Source organism: Massilia sp. NBRC 108631 (assembly GCF_059704565.1).
On the sequence record NZ_BAAKJE010000061.1, the window covers coordinates 13,459 to 31,932 of the forward strand.

14 protein-coding genes are annotated in these 18,474 nt (G+C 65.7%); 5 read left to right on the plus strand and 9 right to left on the minus strand.

The genetic code is table 11. The features are described 5' to 3' along the window. Nucleotides 1-19 precede the first annotated feature (19 nt). The 3 genes from AC6H42_RS06745 to AC6H42_RS06755 all read right to left on the minus strand — a co-directional run bounded on the left by AC6H42_RS06745 (nt 20) and on the right by AC6H42_RS06755 (nt 3,491). Nucleotides 20-427, minus strand: a complete 408-nt coding sequence (locus AC6H42_RS06745) for a hypothetical protein (protein ID WP_057154824.1) — start codon at nt 425-427, stop codon at nt 20-22. Between the two features lie 137 nt (nt 428-564). Further along, nucleotides 565-1,839: a DUF819 family protein gene (locus AC6H42_RS06750; RefSeq protein ID WP_057154823.1), complete on the minus strand. Its 1,275-nt coding sequence runs from the start codon at nt 1,837-1,839 to the stop codon at nt 565-567. Nucleotides 1,840-1,877: 38 nt separating this feature from the next. Next, complete coding sequence (locus tag AC6H42_RS06755; protein ID WP_497547679.1) at nt 1,878-3,491, minus strand: diguanylate cyclase domain-containing protein; 1,614 nt, start codon at nt 3,489-3,491, stop codon at nt 1,878-1,880. 118 nt (nt 3,492-3,609) lie between these two features. Between AC6H42_RS06755 and AC6H42_RS06760 the strand changes: the two genes are divergently transcribed. Then, on the plus strand, nt 3,610-4,611 hold the full coding sequence (locus AC6H42_RS06760) for an alpha/beta fold hydrolase (RefSeq protein WP_057154821.1): 1,002 nt from the start codon (nt 3,610-3,612) through the stop codon (nt 4,609-4,611). A gap of 33 nt (nt 4,612-4,644) precedes the next feature. Here the strand turns inward: AC6H42_RS06760 and AC6H42_RS06765 are convergent, their stop codons facing one another. From AC6H42_RS06765 to AC6H42_RS06780, 4 genes are all read right to left on the minus strand, one after another. After that, on the minus strand, nt 4,645-5,700 hold the full coding sequence (locus AC6H42_RS06765; RefSeq protein WP_057154820.1) for an aldose epimerase family protein: 1,056 nt from the start codon (nt 5,698-5,700) through the stop codon (nt 4,645-4,647). Continuing rightward, nucleotides 5,700-6,644, minus strand: a complete 945-nt coding sequence (locus tag AC6H42_RS06770) for a glycoside hydrolase family 43 protein (protein WP_057154819.1) — start codon at nt 6,642-6,644, stop codon at nt 5,700-5,702. Before AC6H42_RS06770 ends, AC6H42_RS06765 begins: the two co-directional genes overlap by 1 nt. Nucleotides 6,645-6,681: 37 nt before the next feature. After that, nucleotides 6,682-8,034 (minus strand): MFS transporter, encoded by a 1,353-nt coding sequence (locus AC6H42_RS06775; protein WP_057154818.1) that lies wholly within the window; start codon nt 8,032-8,034, stop codon nt 6,682-6,684. Between the two features lie 116 nt (nt 8,035-8,150). After that, entirely contained in the window at nt 8,151-10,712 is a 2,562-nt protein-coding gene (locus AC6H42_RS06780) for a TonB-dependent receptor (RefSeq protein ID WP_229418145.1), read from the minus strand. A gap of 269 nt (nt 10,713-10,981) precedes the next feature. Here AC6H42_RS06780 and AC6H42_RS06785 point away from each other — a divergent pair, with 269 nt between their 5' ends. From AC6H42_RS06785 to AC6H42_RS06795, 3 genes are all read left to right on the plus strand, one after another. Beyond that, nucleotides 10,982-11,773 carry a substrate-binding periplasmic protein gene (locus tag AC6H42_RS06785; protein ID WP_157200894.1) on the plus strand — a complete coding sequence of 264 codons (792 nt, stop codon included), beginning with the start codon at nt 10,982-10,984 and terminating at the stop codon, nt 11,771-11,773. 69 nt (nt 11,774-11,842) lie between these two features. Next, entirely contained in the window at nt 11,843-13,975 is a 2,133-nt protein-coding gene (locus tag AC6H42_RS06790; protein ID WP_497547680.1) for a bifunctional 2',3'-cyclic-nucleotide 2'-phosphodiesterase/3'-nucleotidase, read from the plus strand. Between the two features lie 8 nt (nt 13,976-13,983). Further along, entirely contained in the window at nt 13,984-14,733 is a 750-nt protein-coding gene (locus AC6H42_RS06795; RefSeq protein WP_497547681.1) for a tetratricopeptide repeat protein, read from the plus strand. A gap of 145 nt (nt 14,734-14,878) precedes the next feature. Here AC6H42_RS06795 and AC6H42_RS06800 read toward each other — a convergent pair whose 3' ends face one another. Continuing rightward, a complete protein-coding gene (locus tag AC6H42_RS06800) occupies nt 14,879-16,414 on the minus strand; it encodes an ATP-binding protein (protein ID WP_082551740.1) in 1,536 nt (511 codons plus the stop codon). Nucleotides 16,415-16,526: 112 nt separating this feature from the next. On the opposite strand from AC6H42_RS06800, the gene AC6H42_RS06805 reads away from it, so the two are divergent. After that, a complete protein-coding gene (locus AC6H42_RS06805) occupies nt 16,527-17,156 on the plus strand; it encodes a response regulator (protein ID WP_307188274.1) in 630 nt (209 codons plus the stop codon). Here the strand turns inward: AC6H42_RS06805 and AC6H42_RS06810 are convergent. Beyond that, on the minus strand, nt 17,153-18,466 hold the full coding sequence (locus AC6H42_RS06810; RefSeq protein WP_497547682.1) for a cyclic di-GMP phosphodiesterase: 1,314 nt from the start codon (nt 18,464-18,466) through the stop codon (nt 17,153-17,155). The genes AC6H42_RS06805 and AC6H42_RS06810 overlap by 4 nt on opposite strands. Nucleotides 18,467-18,474 lie beyond the last annotated feature (8 nt).

The window sequence follows — 18,474 nt, forward strand, 5'->3', positions numbered from 1 at the left end:
GGCGGCCAGGATGCCTTGGTCAGTTCGCGTAGGTATCCAGGTCGGACATGACGTCCATGAGCGTATCAAGGGATACTTTGGCAGCCATTTCGTAGCCTTTGGCGACCACGAAATTGCCCTCTTCGTACTGATACGCCGAACGCCGCATGGACGGCAATTCCTTGCTGCCGCGCTTGCGCAGGCCGACGCTGGTATGCGCCATGGTGCCCTTGGTATTGACATACTCGTTGGTGATGAAGACGATTTCGTGCGTTTTATTGTACTTGGCGCAGTACTGGTCCGTCACCTTGGAACCGATACCCTTTTCGATCAGCTTGAACGTCTGCGGCTCGCCATAGTGCCGGTAGGAGAACTGGCATCCCGCGCTGGCGGCGCCGGACAGGGTGAGCAGGGAAATGCCGAGGGCAAGAGCAGTTTTAATACGCATGGAATACTTTAAAAGTGTAGGAGTTAGTCAAAATACACTTTATATTACCATGCAGCAATTTGTATGTGAAGCGGCCGCACGCGCGTTGCGGCAAAAACCCGACAGATCCGCCGGCCTGCGCACAGGCCGGCGCCAGGCTACGCTCCCGTCAGCAAGCGCAGCAGCTGGCCCGCTATCCACCCGCCGTAGGTGCCCAGGCCATAGCCCAGCACCGCCAGCAGCACACCGACCGGCGCCAGCGCCGGGTGGAAAGCGCTGGCGACCACCGGCGCGCTGGCGGCGCCGCCGATATTGGCCTGGCTGCCGACCGCCATGTAGAACACCGGGGCCTTGATCAGCCAGGCCATGCCCAGCATCAGCGCACCGTGGAAGCTGATCCAGATCAGACCGAGCGCGAACAGTTCGGGATCCGAGAAGATCGCGCCGAGGTTCATTTGCATGCCGATGGTGGCGACCAGGATGTAGATCGCCACCGAGCCGAACTTGGAGGCGCCCGCCCCCTCCAGCTTCTTGGCGCGCGTGAAGGACAGCATCAGGCCGAAGGTGGTGGCCAGCACCGTCACCCAGAAGAAGTTCGCCGTCAGGCTGTAGCGCTCCAGGTGGGGCGCGTTGGTTTTGATGAATGGCACGATATAGCTTGCCATCCAGTGCGCCAGGCCGGTGGCGCCGAGGCCGTACGCCAGGATCAGCTGCATGTCGTAGGAACCGGCGATGCGGGCGCTGTCGAGCTGGACCTTTTCAACCCGCACGCGCAAGTCGTCCAGTGCCCGCGTGTCGGCGCCGCGCCAGGCGTCCAGGCGCGCGCTGCGCCCGGCCAGGAACAGCAGGAAGGCCATCCAGATGTTGGCGCAAATGACGTCCACCGCCACGAACTTGCCGAACACGTCCGCGCCGACGGCATACACTTCCTTCATTGCCGCCTGGTTGGCGCCGCCGCCGATCCAGGAGCCGGCGGTGGTCGTCATGCCGCGCCAGATGGCGTTCGGCCCCTCGGGATTCAGCAGCGACGGGTCGAAAAAGCCCATGATGGCCAGGGCCACGGGCGCGCCCAGGATCACGCCGGTGGTACCGGTCAGGAACAGGATAATGGCCTTGGGGCCGAGGCGCACGATGGCGCCCAGGTCGCACGCCAGGGTCAGCAGCACCAGCGCCATCGGCAACAGGTAGTCGCGTGCCATGGGGTAAAGGCGAGACGATTCGCCGTTGATCACGCCGAAGGTATTCAGCAGGCCGGGAATGAAGTAGCACAGCAGCAGCGCCGGCACCACGGAATAGAAGCGGCGCCAGAACGGATGCGGCGACCGTTCGCTGGCCAGGACCAGGCCGAGCACGACAACCAGGATGCCCAGGACGACCGGGTCAGAGGTGACCAATGCGGAGTTGACGGGTTCGTTGGTACTGGACACTGCCATGGGGATCCTGGGAAACGTTGTCGGACAAGCCGTGCATCTTACCCCAAGTAATTGCCGCCGGGCCGGCTTTGTGCATCGTCTTGCGAGGACGCACGGCGCACCTGCTTGCGGGCCGCCTTGGCCGTGTACATGGCCTGGTCCGCTGCCGCCAGCAGGCTCTCCACCGTCGCGCCGGATTCCGGGAACACGGCAACGCCGATGCTGGCCGCCGCCTGCAGTTCGAGGCCAGCGAGCCGGTACGGTTCGGCCATCAGCTTGACCAGTTTGTCCACCACAGTGGCGGTTTCCGCCGCGCCCGCGTCGCACAGCACCACGGCGAACTCGTCGCCGCCCAGCCGGGCCGCCATGTCGGCCTTCCTGAGCTGTGCGGTCAAGCGCCCCGTCGCACTGATCAGCAGCGCGTCGCCGACCGCGTGGCCATGGGTGTCGTTGATGGTCTTGAAGTTATCCAAGTCCAGGTACAGCACCGACAGCGGGGCGAGGCTGCGGCTGGCGATGGCAAGCTGGCGCGCAAGGAATTCTGTGAACATGGCGCGGTTGGCTATGCCGGTGAGCACATCGTGCGTAGCCTGGTGTTTGGCCTCGCGCAGCATGGCCGCCGCTTTCGCCATGGCCTCGGCCACGTCGTCCGCTTCGCGCAGGCCATGGCTGGCCGGCTCCACGCGCTCGCCCGCGCCCAGCGCCAGTGCCGGCGGTATCAGCCCGCGCAGGGAACGGCGTATGCGGGCGCCGACCAGCCAGGCGAAGAACAGGCTGCTGCCCAGCAGGCCGGCCGTGGCCAGCACCAGCGACCACAGTTTGCGGTTCATTTCGGCGCTGAGCCGGTCCAGCGGAATGCCGATCGCCACGGTCCATTCCGATTTGCCCGCCTTCGACATCACCGCGAGGATAGGCACGCCATCCAGCGTTTCTGTTTCGAAAGCGCCTTCAGGTTGCCGATGCATGCGCTGCCGCACTTGCGGGATTGCGCTGGTGCCCATAAAGCGCTTCATGTCCCTGGAGCGCGCCACGATCAGCCCGTTCCGGTCAAGCACGCTGGTGATCCAGTGCGCGGGATAGCTTTGCTGGCGCAGCACGGCTTCAAACCGTTCGGCCGCGATGGTGGCCGTCAGCGCATACCGCTTGCCTTTGCCGTCGCGCACCGGGATGCCGACCGACACGATGTGGCGGGCCGAGACCGGACCGATGAACAGGCTGGAATTGACTGTCTCGTCGCGCTCGAGGACGTACTTCAGCATCAGGTCGTCCGGATTGCGCGGCAGCGGCTGGCCGTAAGGCAGGAAGGTATTCATCAGCTGCTGGCCGCCGGCGTCCTCCAGCACGATATTGAAGATGTTCTGCCGCGCCCCCAGCTTGCGCGCCTGCGCGTCGAAGGCCTTCAGGTCGCCCGACGTGAAGCTGGGCGAGGTGGACAGCGCGACCAGCGCCGATTCCACCACGGCCAGCTCCTTGTCGATTTCCAGTGCATTGGCCCGCGCGGTGGCGATCGCGCTTTGGACGAAGCTTTCGCGGCTCAGCTTGTAATCATAATAGATTAACCCGGCCGCCATCAGCGATGCCGGAACGATGCAGGCCAGTACCAGCAGTACCAGCCTGGAGCGGATAGTGGGGGCATGCGGCGAAGTCTTCGCGGGCGCGGGTATTTTTTTCAAAACAGGGACGCAAGCAGTTTTCTTGCCATTTTACAACGGAAATTATGATTCCGATCAAGCTGGCCCCGCAATGCTTACTATGACACAATTGGTTTTTCACCAACATGCGCGGAAAGACATGAACGTCAAAAAACTCGCAACCATCCTCGCTGCCATTCCCGGCGCCATGGCAGCACAGTGCGCCAACGCAGCCGCCCCCATCGATCAGCAACTCGCTTTTTCCAAACCGCAGCAGATGATAGACATCGGCGGCCGCAAGTTGAACCTGCACTGCAGCGGCAGCGGGCCGCTCACGGTGGTGTTCGACTCGCCCTCCAGCGACGCCGCCTGGAGCTGGGTCGGCGTGCAGCCGCAGATCGCCAGGCGCACACGCGCCTGCGTCTACGACCGCGCCGGACTTGGCTTTAGCGATCCGTCGCCGCGTACAGGCATCTCGGGCAATGCGGTGGAAGACCTGCACGCGCTGCTGGGCAAGGCCGGCATCGCGCCGCCGTATGTAATGGTGGGCACATCTTACGGCGGCGCCAATGTACAGCTGTACGCCTACCGCTATCCGGCCGAGGTGAAAGGGATGGTGCTGGTGGAGCCGCAGCACGAGGACGAGACCGAGCGCCTGGACAAGATCGTGCAAGGCAAGCTGAAGCAGATCTACGCGCAGCAGAACGGCATGGAGAAGGAATGCGCCGCGCAGGCCGAAAAAGGCTTCACGCCGGAGCAGCTGCAGCACTGCGTCGGCCAGGTGCCGCCGCACTTCGGGCCGGAACTGGCCAAAGCCTACCTGGGGGTGATGTCGTCCGCCCGGCACTGGCGCGCGGCAACCTCGGAGGACTTCAACTTCGACCAGGGCGGCGACCAGTTGCGCGCCGCGCGGCGCAGCTTCGGCGACATGCCGCTGGTGGTGCTGACGCGCAGCGTGAGCCCGTTCGCCGTGCCCGGCAAGCCGCAAAGCGGCTTGAACAAGGCGTTTGAGAACGAAAACCGCAAGATGCACAAGGAAGTGGCCGCACTGTCGAAGCGCGGCAGCGAGCGCGTGGTGCCGGGCGCCGGCCACATCATCCAGGCCGACAAGCCGCAGGCGGTGGTGAAGGCCATTAACGAGGTGCTGGACAAGCTGAAGTAAACAATCGGGGCCTGTCGAGACCCCGATGTGGCTTTAAGCGGCCGAGAAACGGTACAGCGACTCGGTGAAGTAGGTGTCGCCGGGACGCAGGATGGTGCCGGGCCACTCGGGGTGATTGGGCGAGTCCGGGTGGTGCTGCGGTTCCAGGCACAGGCCGCTGCGGTATTCGTAGCTGCGGCCCTTGCCTTTCAGCGTGCCATCCAGGAAATTGCCGCTGTAGAACTGCAGGCCCGGTTCGCGCGTGAACAGTTCCAGCACGCGGCCGGACAGCGGGTCGCGCAGCGTGGCGGCCAGGCCCAGCTCGCCGCTCTGGTTGTTCAGCACCCAGTTGTGGTCGTAGCCCTTGCCGTTGGCCAGCTGCGCTTCGCCGTCGCCGATGCGCGCGCCGATCGCTTGCGGGGTGCGGAAGTCGAACGCGGTGCCGGCCACCGGCGCCAGCTCGCCCAACGGAATCGATTTGCCGTCGATCGGGGTGTAGCGGTCGCCCTGGATGGTCAGTTCGTGGCCCAGGATGTCGCCCTGCCCCGCCAGGTTGAAGTAGGCGTGCTGCGTCAGGTTGACCGGCGTGGCCTGGTCGGTCACGGCGGTGTAGCGCACGCGCAGTTCGCTGGCGTTGTTGAGTTCATACACCACTTCCACCCGCAGGTTGCCGGGGTAGCCTTGTTCGCCGTCGGCGCTCAGATACACCAGCGTCAGGCCGACCGAATCGGGCGCCACGAACGGCGTGGCTTGCCACACCTGCTTGTGGAAGCCTTGCGCGCCGCCGTGCAGGTGGTTCTCGCCGTCGTTCACGTCCAGCTGCACCGTGCGTCCGTCCAGCCCGAAGCGGCCGTGCTTGATGCGGTTGCCGTAGCGGCCGATCAGCGCGCCGAAGTACGGTACGTCGCCGCAGTATGGCGCCACGCTGTCGAAACCGTGCGTGACGTCGGCCAGGCGGCCGTCGCGGTCCGGCACGTGCAGCTCGGTGATGATGCCGCCGTAGTTGGTGATCTTCACCAGCATGCCGCTGCGGTTGGTCAGCGTGTAGAGCTTGACCGGCACGCCGTCCGTGGTGGCGCCGAACGGCGCTTCGGTGATACGCAGTTCCATCACGCCTCCGACGCCTTGCCGAACACCGGCATGCCCTGCTCGTCCCAGCGCAAGGCCTTGACGAAGGTGTGGCGGTCCGGGTTCCACAGCGGGTCGCCGACGATTTCGGTGTAGGTGCGGGCGTGATAGACCAGCAGCACGTCGTCGCCGTCGCCGTAGGTGAAGCTGTTGTGGCCGGGACCGTAGATCTTGCCTTCGTAGCAGGTGCGCAGCACCGGCTCCGGCGACTTGGTCCACGAGGCCGGGTCCAGCAGGTCAGCATTCTCGTCGGCCCACAGCAGGCCCATGGCGTAGTTCTCGTCGGTGGCGCTGGCCGAGTAGCTGATGAAGATCTTGCCGTTGCGCTTGAGGATGGACGGGCCTTCGTTGACCCAGAAACCGCGGATCTCCCAGTCGAATTCCGGCTTGCTGAGCATGACCGGCGGCCCGCCCAGCTGCCACGGCGTCTTCATCGGCGCGATGTAGAGGTTGGAGTTGCCTTCGATGTCGACGTCCTTCTGCGCCCACAGGTAGTACAGCTGGCCCTGGTGCGTGAAGGTGGTGGCGTCCAGGCAGAAGGTGTCGATGCCGGTGTCGATCTGGCCCATGAATTCCCACTGGCCTTCCAGGGGGTTGGCGTTCTGGTTGCGGATGGCGTACATGCGGTGCTGGAACAGCTTGTGCTTGATCTCGCGGCTGGGCGCGGCGGCGAAGTAGACGTACCAGGCGCCTTGGTTGTAGTGCAGCTCGGGCGCCCACACCAGCTCGCTCCAGGCGCCGCTGTCCGGCTTGAACCAGACGTCGACCTTCTCGGCCTCGGCCAGGCCGGCGATGGTGCGCGCGCGGCGCAGCTCGATGCGGTCGTACTGCGGCACCGAGGCGGTGAAGTAGTAGTAGCCGTCGGTGTGCTTGTAAATGTAGGGATCGGCGCGTTGCTCGATCAGGGGCTTGAGGGTTTCAGCCACGTGGTTCTCCGTTTTCTAAAAATTTTGCCTGCAAGGGTCAGCCAGCGGCATAGCCTTGCGTTTTCATTTCGGCCTTCACTTCGGTGTAGTACTGGTCGCTGATGCGGTATTTGAACATCAGCAGGCCCATCAGGAAGTGGAAGAAGCCGGGAATAATCGACAGCATCAGCGCAATGCCGGTGAGCGCGAACGGGGTCTGCTCCTGGTTGGGCTGGTAGTTGAAATAGGTCAGCAGCACGCCCACCAGCACGCCGGCCACGCCCATGCCCGCCTTCTGGCACACGGAAATGCCGCCGAAGGCGAAGCCGGACACGCGCTTGCCGGTTTTCACCTGGCCGTAGTCGATGGTCTCGGCGATGGCCGACCAGAACACCGGCGCGTGCAGGTCCACCACGAAGGACAGCAGGAAGTACAGCACGAAGGCCAGCATGATGTCGCCCGGCTTCACCAGCGCGTAGATCAGCACGCTGATGATGGCCACGCCGATCTGGCTGTAACGGAACAGCTTGACCTTGCAGTAGAACTTGGTGATCCAGGTGGAAGCGATCATCGACAGGATGGCCGCGCCCACGCCGATGGACATGAAGGTGGACACCACGGCGGTGTTGCCGCCCAGGTAGTACTTGGCATAGTAGATGGCCACCGAGCCGCGCAGCACGTAGCCGATGGTACCGGTAACACAGACGCCGCACAGGATCAGCCACTGGTCATTGCGCAGCAGCAGCTTGAGCTGCACCCACAGCGACTGGCGCTCGACCACGTGGGTCACGCGCTCGGTGGTGGTGAAGAAGCAGAACAGGAACAGCGCCACGCCCATGGCGGCCATCACGGCCATGGCGGCCTGGTAGCCGGCCGCCGGATTGCCGCTGCCCCAGCGTTCGGCCAGCACCGGCACCACGATGGTGACCAGGAAGCCGGCGATCTTGGCGAAGAACAGGCGGTAGCCGTTGGCCGACAGGCGTTCCTGCGGGTCGCTGGTGAGGCTGCTCGGCAGCGAAATGTAGGGGATGCCCACGCCCGCCGTCATGATGGTCATCAGGATGTAGGTGGAGTAGGCCCACAGCAGCTTGGCGTCGTAGCCCCAGTCCGGGGTCGAGAACACGAAGAACACGCTGATGCCGTACGGGACGGCCAGCAGCAGGAAGTAAGGGCGGTAGCGGCCCCAGCGGCTGGTGAACCGGTCGGTGATCTGGCCCATCACCAGGTCGGCGGCGGCGCCGACGAATTTCACCACCAGGAACAGCATCGCCAGGTCGGCCGTGTGCAGGCCGTAGATGTCGGTGTAGAAAAAGGTGATGATCAGCATCATCGAGGAGATCACCACGTTCAGCGCCATGTCGCCGGCGCCGAAGCCGATTTTTTCCAGCGTGCTTAGCTTTTGGGTATGCATATTTCTTCCGATACAGGTGCGAATCAAAAACTGCAAAAGCCGCCGGGCTTTGCGGCGCGGCGGCTCCGGCGGGCGGCGGGGCATCGCCCCGCCAACCCGCCCTGCGGTGACGCGAATTACATCTTCCAGCGCAGCGACAGGCCGATGGTGCGGTCGTAGCGGCGCACGTCGCGCGGGTTGGTCTCGATGCCGTGGTAGTCGTTGTACGTGCGGTCCAGCAGGTTTTCCACGTCCAGCGTCACGCCCATGTTGTCGTTGATCTTGTACGACAGCGACGCATCGGCGGTCTTGATCGGCTTGACGATCAGGTCCAGGCCCAGGGCGCGGTAGTTGTAGGTGTCAACGAAGCGGCTGCGCCAGTTGTAGGCCACGCGGGCCGACCACGGGCCGCGCTCATACAGGCCGACGATATTGTAGGCGTTCTTCGACATGCCCTGGAAAGGATTCTTCTTGCCGTCCTCCATCAGGTGACCCTTCATGTAGGTGTAGTTCGCCTCCAGGCCGAACCCGCTCAGCCAGCCGGGCAGGAAATCGTAGAACTGGCGGTAGCCCAGTTCGATGCCTTCCAGCTGGCCGTCGTTCACGTTGCGCGGACGGTCCATGCGGTAGGTCTTGCCGTCGATCTGTTCCAGGCTCAGGCGGCGGATCACGTAGTCCTCGAACTTGTGCTTGAAGACGGTGGCCGTCACGCTGCCGGTCGGGGCGAAGTACCATTCCAGCGCCGCGTCTACGTTCTTGCCCGTGATGGGCTTGAGGTCCGGGTTGCCGCCGTTGCCGCCATAGATGCCTGCCCCATCCGGCGTGGCGCCCAGCGAGACGCCCGGATTGAAGTCGCCGAAGTTCGGACGCTGGACCGCTTTGCCGGCGGTCAGGCGGGCGATCAAGTCTTTGCGCAGCGTGGCCTTCAGGGTCATGTTGGGCAGCACGTCGGTGGTGGACACGTCGCGGTTGACGGCCACCGGATTGCCGTTGATGTTGCTGAAGCCGTTCACGTCCAACTGAGTGCGCACCACGCGCACGCCGGCGGTACCGTCGAACTGCACGCCGAAGGCGTCAAAGCCGAAGCGGGTCTTGCCGTAGAAGGCGGTGGTGTCTTCAGCATTGCGGTACAGCGAGTAAGGATCAGGCGCGGTGCGGCCATCGCGGCCATACAGCTTGCGGATTGCGTCGATATTGCTGTGCTGGTAACCGGCGCAGGCCACCAGCCACTGGTTCATGCCGTAGTCGTTGGCCAGGTTCATCGACGGGCACAGCATGCCCGGCAGCGCGGTCACGGCTGGCGCGTTGGCCGGCACCGGCAGGAAGTTCATGCTTTCATGCTGGTACGAGGCCTTGCGCTGGGCCAGGCGCACACCGGCGCTGAATTCGCGGAAGAAATTTTCTTCGCCGTTGTTGTAGATGGCGTCCGCCCGCCAGTCGTTCGACTGGCCGCCCGAGGCCTGCCAGTTGTCGATAAAGGCACCCAGCTTGTAGTTGGCCGGGTTGGTCATGTCGTAACCCGGGTAGTTGAAGTACGCGCCGCCGTTGACATAGGTGCTGCCTTCGATCTTGGTCGGGCTGGCGGTCATTTCCAGGATCGGGAATTCCTGCTTCCAGCGGCTGTTGACGCGCGAGAATTCCGTGGTCACGCGCAGGTCCGGGGTGACGTCCCAGCGCGCGCCGATGGCGCCCTGGTGGCTCTCGGAATCGTCCTGCGGCGCCTGGTTGGAGCTGAGCGCGAACAGGCCGTTCGGGTTGGTCGAAGAGAACGTGGCCACCTGCTTGGTGCCGGGGAAGAAGGTGTAGGTCGAGTTCGGGTTCCAGCCCACGCCGCCCAGGAAGAACTGGCGCTCCATGTCGTGGTCGATGCGGGTGGACCAGCCTTCGGCGTACAGTTCCACCGTGTTCGACGGACGCCATTGCAGGGCCCAGTTAGCCGACAGGCGCACGCGCTTGCCCAGCGCGTTGACGTGGCCCACGTCGATCGGGCCGGTGGCGGCCGGGTCGCCCGGCACCAGGTGATCCGGCGGCGCGCTCCAGGTCACTTCGTCGTGGTAGTTGCCCTTCTGGTAGGACAGGCCCAGCAAGGCGCCGACGTCGCCAAAGCCGGTTTTCCAGCGGTTCGAGACCATGCCCGACGCTTGCGGGTCGTTGGTCTCGGCGCGGTTGCGGTTTTCCACGCGGCCGGCCAGGTTGGCGGTGAAGCCCTTGAAGTCGAACGGACGCGAGGTGCGCACGTCGATCACGCCGGCGGTGCCGCCTTCGACCATGTCCGCGCTCTGGGTCTTGTAGACGTCCACGCGCTGCAGCATGGTGGTCGGGATGTCGGCAAGGAACAAGCTGCGGCCGTTGGAGGTGTAGATCTCGCGGCCGTTCAACAGGGTTACCAGGCCGGGCAGACCGCGCACGATGATGGAGCTGGCTTCGCCGGATTCGCGGCGGATCTGCACGCCGGACACGCGGCCCAGCACTTCAGCCACGTTCTTGTCCGGGAATTTGCCGGCTTCCTCGGCGACGATGGAGTCGATCACCTCATCGGCGTTGCGCTTGATGGTTTGCGCGCTTTGCGCCGCCTTGCGCACGCCGGTCACGGTCACGACCGGTCCGGCCGCATCGGCTGCGGCTTGAGCCTGTTGCGCCCAGACGGAGGCGCTGCTCAGCAAGCCCGCTGCGAGCAGCGACCCGACAGAGGCTTTCAAGATAAAAGTAGAAGTTTTGGCCGCGATTGGGCCGGTGGTCCGTTCCATAAAGGTCTCCGTCTGTTTTAATTATGTATGCAAGGCAACCTGCCAACTTGCCAGCCCTGCCAGTTCGAAGCCATCTTATGACGGCAGTGCGAATTCAATCCAATCAAATTTTAACCGTTTCCGATATCGTTTTCGGTATCGTTGCCAGCGCGTGCCCGCCGAGACATTACCATGGCGCCGCACTATACTGCACCAAACTAGCCTATGGATAAAGGACGCCCGTGCGGAAAATGCCCACGCTGCTGGCCGTACTGGCTGTGCTGCTCGCCACGCTGGCGGGCGCCGTCCCGGCGCGGTGCGCCGAGCAGCAGTTGGATGCGTACAACACTTATCTATCGCCGCCCTTCCTGAACCCGGACGGCAGCGGTATCGCGGCCGACCTGGTGGCGCGGCTGAATGTCCATCTGGCAGGCGCCTACCGACTGCGGCTGCGCCACGTGCCGCGCCAGCGCCTGATGCTGGCCAGCATGCGCAATCCGGCCTCCTTCGACGGCGTGGGCCTGCTGCTGTCGCCCGGCTTCGTAAACGAGGACCGCAATCCGCGCTTCCTGTGGAGCGAGCCGGTTTTCTACGACCATAACGTGCTGATATTTGCCGCCAGTTCCACACCACAGCTGGAATCGGTGGAGGATCTGCGCGGGCTGCGCTTCGGCGCCATCATCGGCTACCGCTACCTGAACCTGGAGCGGCTGGTGGAGGACGGCGGCCTGCAGCGCCAGGACACGGGCGCCGAGCGCCTGAACCTGCGCAAGGTGGCGCTCGGCCGGGTGGACTTCACGCAGATGAACCGCCTGCTGTATGGCGCCATCGAGGGCGAGGCGGAGTTTGCCGGCAAGCTGGCCGCCATCCCCGAACCGGGCGCGCCGCCGTTCGCGCGGCGCCTGTTCGTGGGCCCGCATCAAAAGGCGCTGCTGCTGCGCCTGAACGCCGCGCTGGCCTCCCTGCCCTGCGACGCCCTGTGGCGCGCCAGCACCGCCCGCCACCAGATTACGCTGGCGCCCTGCGCACGATAGGAAACTGTCACGCGCTTGTCATTAGAGCAATGTAAAGTCTTGCCGTTATCAACCGACGGAAGCATTGCAATGACCAACAACAAGATCCTGGCGGCCGCCGCAGCCACCCTGGCTGCCATGACCGCTGCCGGCCTGGCAGGCTGCTCAAACGACGCCGCGCCGCCCGCCCCGGCGCCGGCGCCCTATGCGGAAGGCACCACCGTCACCCTGGCGCTGCTGGAGACGACCGACCTGCATGCCAACGTCATGAGCTACAACTATTACTCGCTGGCCGAAGACGCCACCTTGGGCGTGGAGCGCACTTCCACCCTGGTGCAGGCCGCCCGTGCCGAGTTCCCCAACAATATCCTGCTCGACAACGGCGACACCATCCAGGGCACGCTGCTGGGCGACCTGCAGGCGGTCACCACGCCGGTAGCGTGCAGCGCCACGCTGGCCATCCACAAGGCCATGAACAGCATGAAATTCGACGCCGGCGGCATGGGCAACCACGAGTTCAACTACGGCCTGCCCTACCTGAGCCAGGTGACCAATACCGAATTCGGCATCCCCGGCGTGAGCAAGCCGGCCGGCAACTGCGGCGCGCCCGCCTTCCCGCTGGTGCTGACCAACGTGACCGCCGTGGCCAGCGACAAGCCGATTTTCCAGCCCTACACCATGCTGGCGCGCGACTTCACGGGCACCGGCCCGGACGGCAAGCCGGTCAGCGTGAAGCTCAATATCGGCGTGATGAGCTTTGTGCCGCCGCAGATCCTGGAATGGGACCAGAAAAACCTGGCCGGCAAGGTGGCCGTGAGCGGCGCGGTGGAAGCGGCGCGCAAGTACGTGCCCGAGCTGCGCGCCAAGGGCGCCAACCTGGTGGTGGCGCTGTCGCACGGCGGCATCGACACCAGCGCCTACAGCCCGAAAATGGAGAACGCCAGCTACCACCTGACCTCGCCCGGCATGGACATCGACGCGCTGATGATAGGCCACTCGCACCTGATCTTCCCGAAAGGGAAAGAGACCGGCGCGGCCGCGCTGGACCCGTCTTTCTCCAGCCTTCCGGCCAGCGCCAACGTGGACGGCGCCAACGGCTTTGTCAACGGCGTGCCGACGGTGATGGCGCAGAGCTGGGGACGGCGCCTGGGCATCATCAAGCTGCAGCTGGTGTACCAGGGTGCGAAATGGGTGGTTGTCCCGGGCAAGACCACGGTGGAATCGCGCGGTTTCAAGTACACCGACGGCAGCACCAACGTCAAGGCCGATCCGGCCATCGCCGCACAAGTGGCCAGCGAGCACGCGGCCACCATCGCCTACGCCAAGCAGCCGCTGGGCGTGAGCACGGACTTCCAGATGTCGGCCTACTTCGCGCTGGCAGGCGATGTGAGCGCGATCCAGCTGGTCAACCAGGCGCAGATCGACTACGTGAAGAACTTTATCGCCACCAGCACCGACGCCACGCTGGCAAGCTACAAAGCGATTCCCGTCATCTCGTGCAGCGCGCCATTCAAGGCGGGCCGCAATGGCCCATCCGACTTCACCGACGTGGCGCCGGGTGCCAGCGCGGCGGCGCCGGTGGGCCTGCAGGTGCGCAATCCGGGCGACCTTTACCTGTACAGCAACAACAACCTGCAGGCGGTGAAGATCAAGGGTTCGGACCTGAAAGCCTGGCTGGAAACGGCGGCGCGCCAGTTCGGCCAGATCGACCCGGCCAAGACCGCCGAGCAGGACTTGGTGCCGAGCTACGGCACCATCTATAACTACGACGTGTTCTACGCCGAGAACAACGAGCTGAAATACCAGATCGATGTGACCAAGCCGGCCGGCAGCCGCATCGTGGGCCTGACGTACAAGGGCAAGCCGGTGGCGGACGCGGACGACTTCATCGTGGCCACCAACGACTACCGCGCCGGCGGCGGCGGCGCGGTGCCCGGCATCGACGGCAGCAAGACCATCATCAAGTCGCCGGACGCGAACCAGACCGTGGTGAGCAACTACCTGCAGGCGCTGGGCAAGGCCAGCGGCAAGGTGACCCTGGCGGCCAACGGCAGCGCGCGCAGCTGGAGCTTTGTGAAGGTGGCCACCGCCGGCCCGGTGATCCTGCGCTCGGCGCCGGGCCACCTGGCGCAGGCCAAGGCCAGCGGCCTGGCCAGCGTGGCGGCGGAAGGCGGGCTGGATGCCAGCGGCTTCGCCAAGTACACGATAGACCTGAGCAAGTGATGCCGGCCATGAAAAGCGCACATCTGCTGGCCGGTGCATCGGTGATCCTGGCGGGCGCGGTGCTGGTGTGGAGCACGCAGGCGCCCGCGTCAGCGGAGGCGCCGTCGGCCGCGCAGATCGAAGCGGCCGCCATGGCGGCGGCGCAGACCGGCGATCCGCAGGCGCGCCAGCAGCTGCAACGCTGGGCCCGGCAAGGCTTGCCGGTGGCCGAGCGGGAGCTGGGCACGTTGTACCGCAAGCAGCCGGAGCGCCAGGGCGCGGCGCGCCAGTTGCTGGAGCACGCGGCGCGCGCCGGCGACGCGGAAGCGGCTTACCAGTTAGGCGAGCTGCTGCGCGGCGGCCTGCCGGCCCAGGCCGGGCTGGCCGCCCAGCCGGGCGCGCCGGAACAGGCCTGGCCGTGGTACCGGCAGGCCGCCGAGGCGCGCCACGCCAAGGCCGCGCTGACCCTGGGCCAGATGGCCGCCAACGGCGACGGCGTGCGTAAGGACGCGGCGGTGTCGGCCAGGTGGCTGGCCCTGGCCAGCGAGCTGGGCAACGCGCACGCCATGTTCCTGCTGTCGAACGCCTACCGCTACGGCGTGGGCGTGGAACGCGACGAAGCCAGGGGATTCGAATTGCTGGAAGACGCGGCCGAACACGAGTACCCGCCCGCGCTGCAAGACCTGGCGCTGGCGGTGCAGAACGACGACGCGCTGCGCGCCAGCCACTTGCTGAAGGAAGCGTCGGAGCACCGCCGCAACAACTGGAACAAGTACTAGGACCGCTGGCGGCTCATGCCGGCTTACGCGCACGTTCAATCGTCCCGGGGAATTGCCGCGTCGCCATTGCTGAGCCGTGGCGCCTGCTTGCTCGCCGGTAGCGCGGGTCAGGCGCCACCACGCGCCGTAACCGGTCAGGCCAGCCTCACCCCGCCACCCCACTCCTCAGCTCCAGCGCATACGCCCGTGTGGTGGCCGAAAGCCGGTAGCGGGCGCGCGGCCCGCCATGGTCCACCAGCGCCAGCGAATGGCTCACCAGCCCGGCCAGCGCATCGATCGCCTCGTACAGGGAAAAACCCTGCGGCGCGAGCGCTGTGACCGCCGCCTCCATCGTAAAGCCATCCGGCAGCGCGGACAGGTGCCGCAGGGCGCAGCGCATCGGCTCGGCCAGCAGCGCGTAGCTCCAGTCCAGCGCCGCGCGCATCGACTGGTGCCTCAGCGGCGCATTGCGGCGGCCACGGCGCAGCAGCCGCAGCATGTCATCCAGGCCGGACGCGGTCTGCTCCACGCCCAGTGCCGGCACGCAAGCCGCCGCCAGCTCTATCGCCAGCGGCAAGCCTTCCAGCCTGCGGCATATCGCCGCGATCTGCACTGCCATGCGCGGCGTGGGATGAAAGCCGCTGTCCGCCGCCCGCACCCGGGCCACGAACAATTGCAGCGCACTGTATTGCAGCAGGTGCGCGCTATCGACCACGTCCACGTCCGGCACCGCCAGCGGCGACACGCGCCACACGGTTTCGCCGGCGGCCAGCAAGGGCTGGCGGCTAGTGACCAGCAGCCGCAGTTGCGGACAACGCTGCAGCAGTTCCTCCACCAGCCGCGCAGCCGCATCGGCCAGGTGCTCGCAATTGTCCAGCACCAGCAGCATAGGCTGATCGCCGATGTGGGCAGCCAGCGTGGCCAAGGTATGGGCGAAGCCGGCTTCGGCGCGGGCAGCGGCCGCGCCTGGCGCGGCACCGGATGCGGCACTGGATGCAGCACGGGTTGCGGTACCGGCTGCGGCGTCGCCCGCCTCGGCCGGAATCCGTGCGCCCATGCCCAGTGCGCAGGCCACGGCGGCGCCGGCGCCGGGCGCGTCGCATACGTCGGCCAGCTCGGCCCAGGCCACGCTGCCGGTGGATGCCGCGGCGGTGCGGTGCGCCATGGCCAGCGCCAGCAACGTCTTGCCGATGCCGCCGGTGCCCGCCAGCGTGAGCAGGCGGCAGCCCTGCAGCCGTGCCAGCGCATCCTGCAACTGGGCTTCACGCCCGATCATTTCCGCCATCGGCAGCGGCAATTGGCGCGTGCAGGGCCGCGCCGCGCCGCGCGCGGACGCGGCGGCGGCGGCCGGCACGGCGCTGAGCCGCCCCGAAAACACATAGCCCCGCCCCGCCACCGTGCCGATCAGGTTACGGTCCTCGCCCAGCGCCTTGCGCAGCGCAGCAATCTGCACCCGTAAATTGCTGGCGTGGATGTCCTGCCCCGGCCAGGCCAGCGCCAGCAGCTCGTTCTGGCTCACCACGGTGCCGCGCGACGCGATCAACGCCATCAGCACCGCCGTGGCGCGCGGCCCGAGGGCCACGACACGGCCAGCGGCCCCGTCGTCCTCTCCGCATCCGGCGTGCAGCTCGCCCCGTCCCGGCAGCAAGGTGTAGCGGCCGAATGCGATCGCATCTGTGTCCTGTTCCAGCAATGTATCCATATGGCGCAGCGTAACGCGGCACTGCACAATGCCCTACCCCCGATTGGGGTATACAGACCGTAAAAGTCGCTTGTCTCGTGTAAAATGTTTGCCTTTAACAAAGTTGTTGACCGTGAATCATCCGCCTCCCATCCGCGTTCTCGTTGCCGACGACCACCCCCTGCTGCGCGAGGGGCTGTCCGCCGTGCTTGAACACTGCCCGGACGTGCAGTTGGTGGCCGAGGCCGGCGACGGCGCCCAGGCGGTGGCGCAATACCTGCAGCACCGGCCGGACGTGACCCTGATGGACCTGCAGATGCCGGTCATGAACGGCATCGACGCCATCGCCGCCATCCGCGCGCAAGACCCGCTGGCGCGCATCATCGTGCTCACCACCTACAAGGGCGACGTGCAGGTGCTGCGCGCGCTGAAAGCCGGGGCGGCCGGCTATCTGCTGAAAAGCATGCTGCGCAACGACCTGCTGGCCACGATACGCAAGGTGCATGACGGGCAGCAGCACATTCCGCCCGAGATCGCCGCCGAAATGGCCGCCTATTTCGCCGCCGACGCACTCACCGCACGCGAAATCGACGTGCTGCGGCTGGTCGCGCTGGGCAACTCCAACCGGCGCGTGGCGGCGGAACTGGGCATCGCCGAAGAAACCGTGAAGGCGCACATGAGCGGCCTGCTGGCCAAGCTGGGCGCCAACGACCGCACGCACGCCGTCACCATCGCCATCCGGCGCGGTATCATCGAGATTTAAGCGAACTGCGTATGGCCGGACCAATAGCGGTCGATATCCTGCAAGCCCCAGGCCGCGGCGTCCTCGCGGCTGACGATACTGTCGTTTGCCGACTTCGAAGCGAGGTCCACCAGCTCCGGGCGCAGGTAGGCGTGCCCCTTGGCTGAATAGAACACCCGCACCTTGGGCTGGATCAGCGACTGACCCGCCGTCAGCTCCACTACCACGCCCAGGCGCTCGGACTTGAGCCGCACCAGCGTGCCCACCGGGTAAATGCCGACGCATTTGACGAACGCTGAAAACACCACCGGGTCGAAATGCCCCTTGCTCCATTCAGCCATGCGCCGCAGCGACTCGGCCGGGCACCAGCCGGGCTTGTAGGGGCGGTTCGAGGTAATGGCGTCGTACACATCGCACACCGCGCCCATGCGCGCGTACAGTGAAATTTCGTCGCCCTTCAGGCCATCGGGATAGCCGCTGCCATCGACCTTTTCATGGTGGTGCAGGCAAACATCGAGCGCCATGGCTGCCATGCCCGGAGTAGCCGCCAGCATCCTGTGGCCCTCGGCCGGGTGGGCCTTGATGGCGCCGAATTCCTCGTCCGTCAGCTTGCCGGGCTTTTTCAGGATGCCAGCCGGCACTGCCATCTTGCCGATGTCGTGCAGCAGGCCAGCCAACCCAGCCTGGCGGATTTCCTCATCGCTTAGCTGCAGCTGCTTGCCCAGCGCGATCATCAGCGCGCACACGGCCACCGAATGCATGTACGTGTAGTCATCGACGGTCTTCAGGCGTGCCAGGCCGATCAGTGCACCCGCGTTGCGCATCACCGATCCCGCGATCTCTTCCACCAGCGGCACGGCGTCCGATACCGAGACCGCCTTGCCCATGCGCGCCTCGTTGAACATGGAGTGCACCGCGTCGCGCGATTTGCTGAGCAGCTTGACGGCATGCTGGACCTCGTCGCCCATGCCGACCGGCGCGATGGACGCCAGCGCCCGGCGCGGCGCCGTGGACAGCCCTGCGCGGCCCGCCGCTTGCGCCTGCTTGGGCTCCGGTTCCGGCTGCGTTTCCGGCGCCCCCGGGTCCCCCTCCGCGTCCTCCTCCGCGCCGCCCTCGCCGCCGGCGCCGCCCATCCCGGCCAGTGCAGCGGGACGGCTCTTGGCGGTATCGATCCAGACCTCGCGCAAGCTGCTCGCCTGGATCTTCTCCAGATCCTCGGTGCGCTCCAGTAAAATCGTCTTTTGCCAGAACGGCCATGCCATCCACGAGCCGCAGATGCGGTCGATGTACATACCAATTTTCAGTTGTGCAACCGGAATTTTTTTCAGCATACGAAACC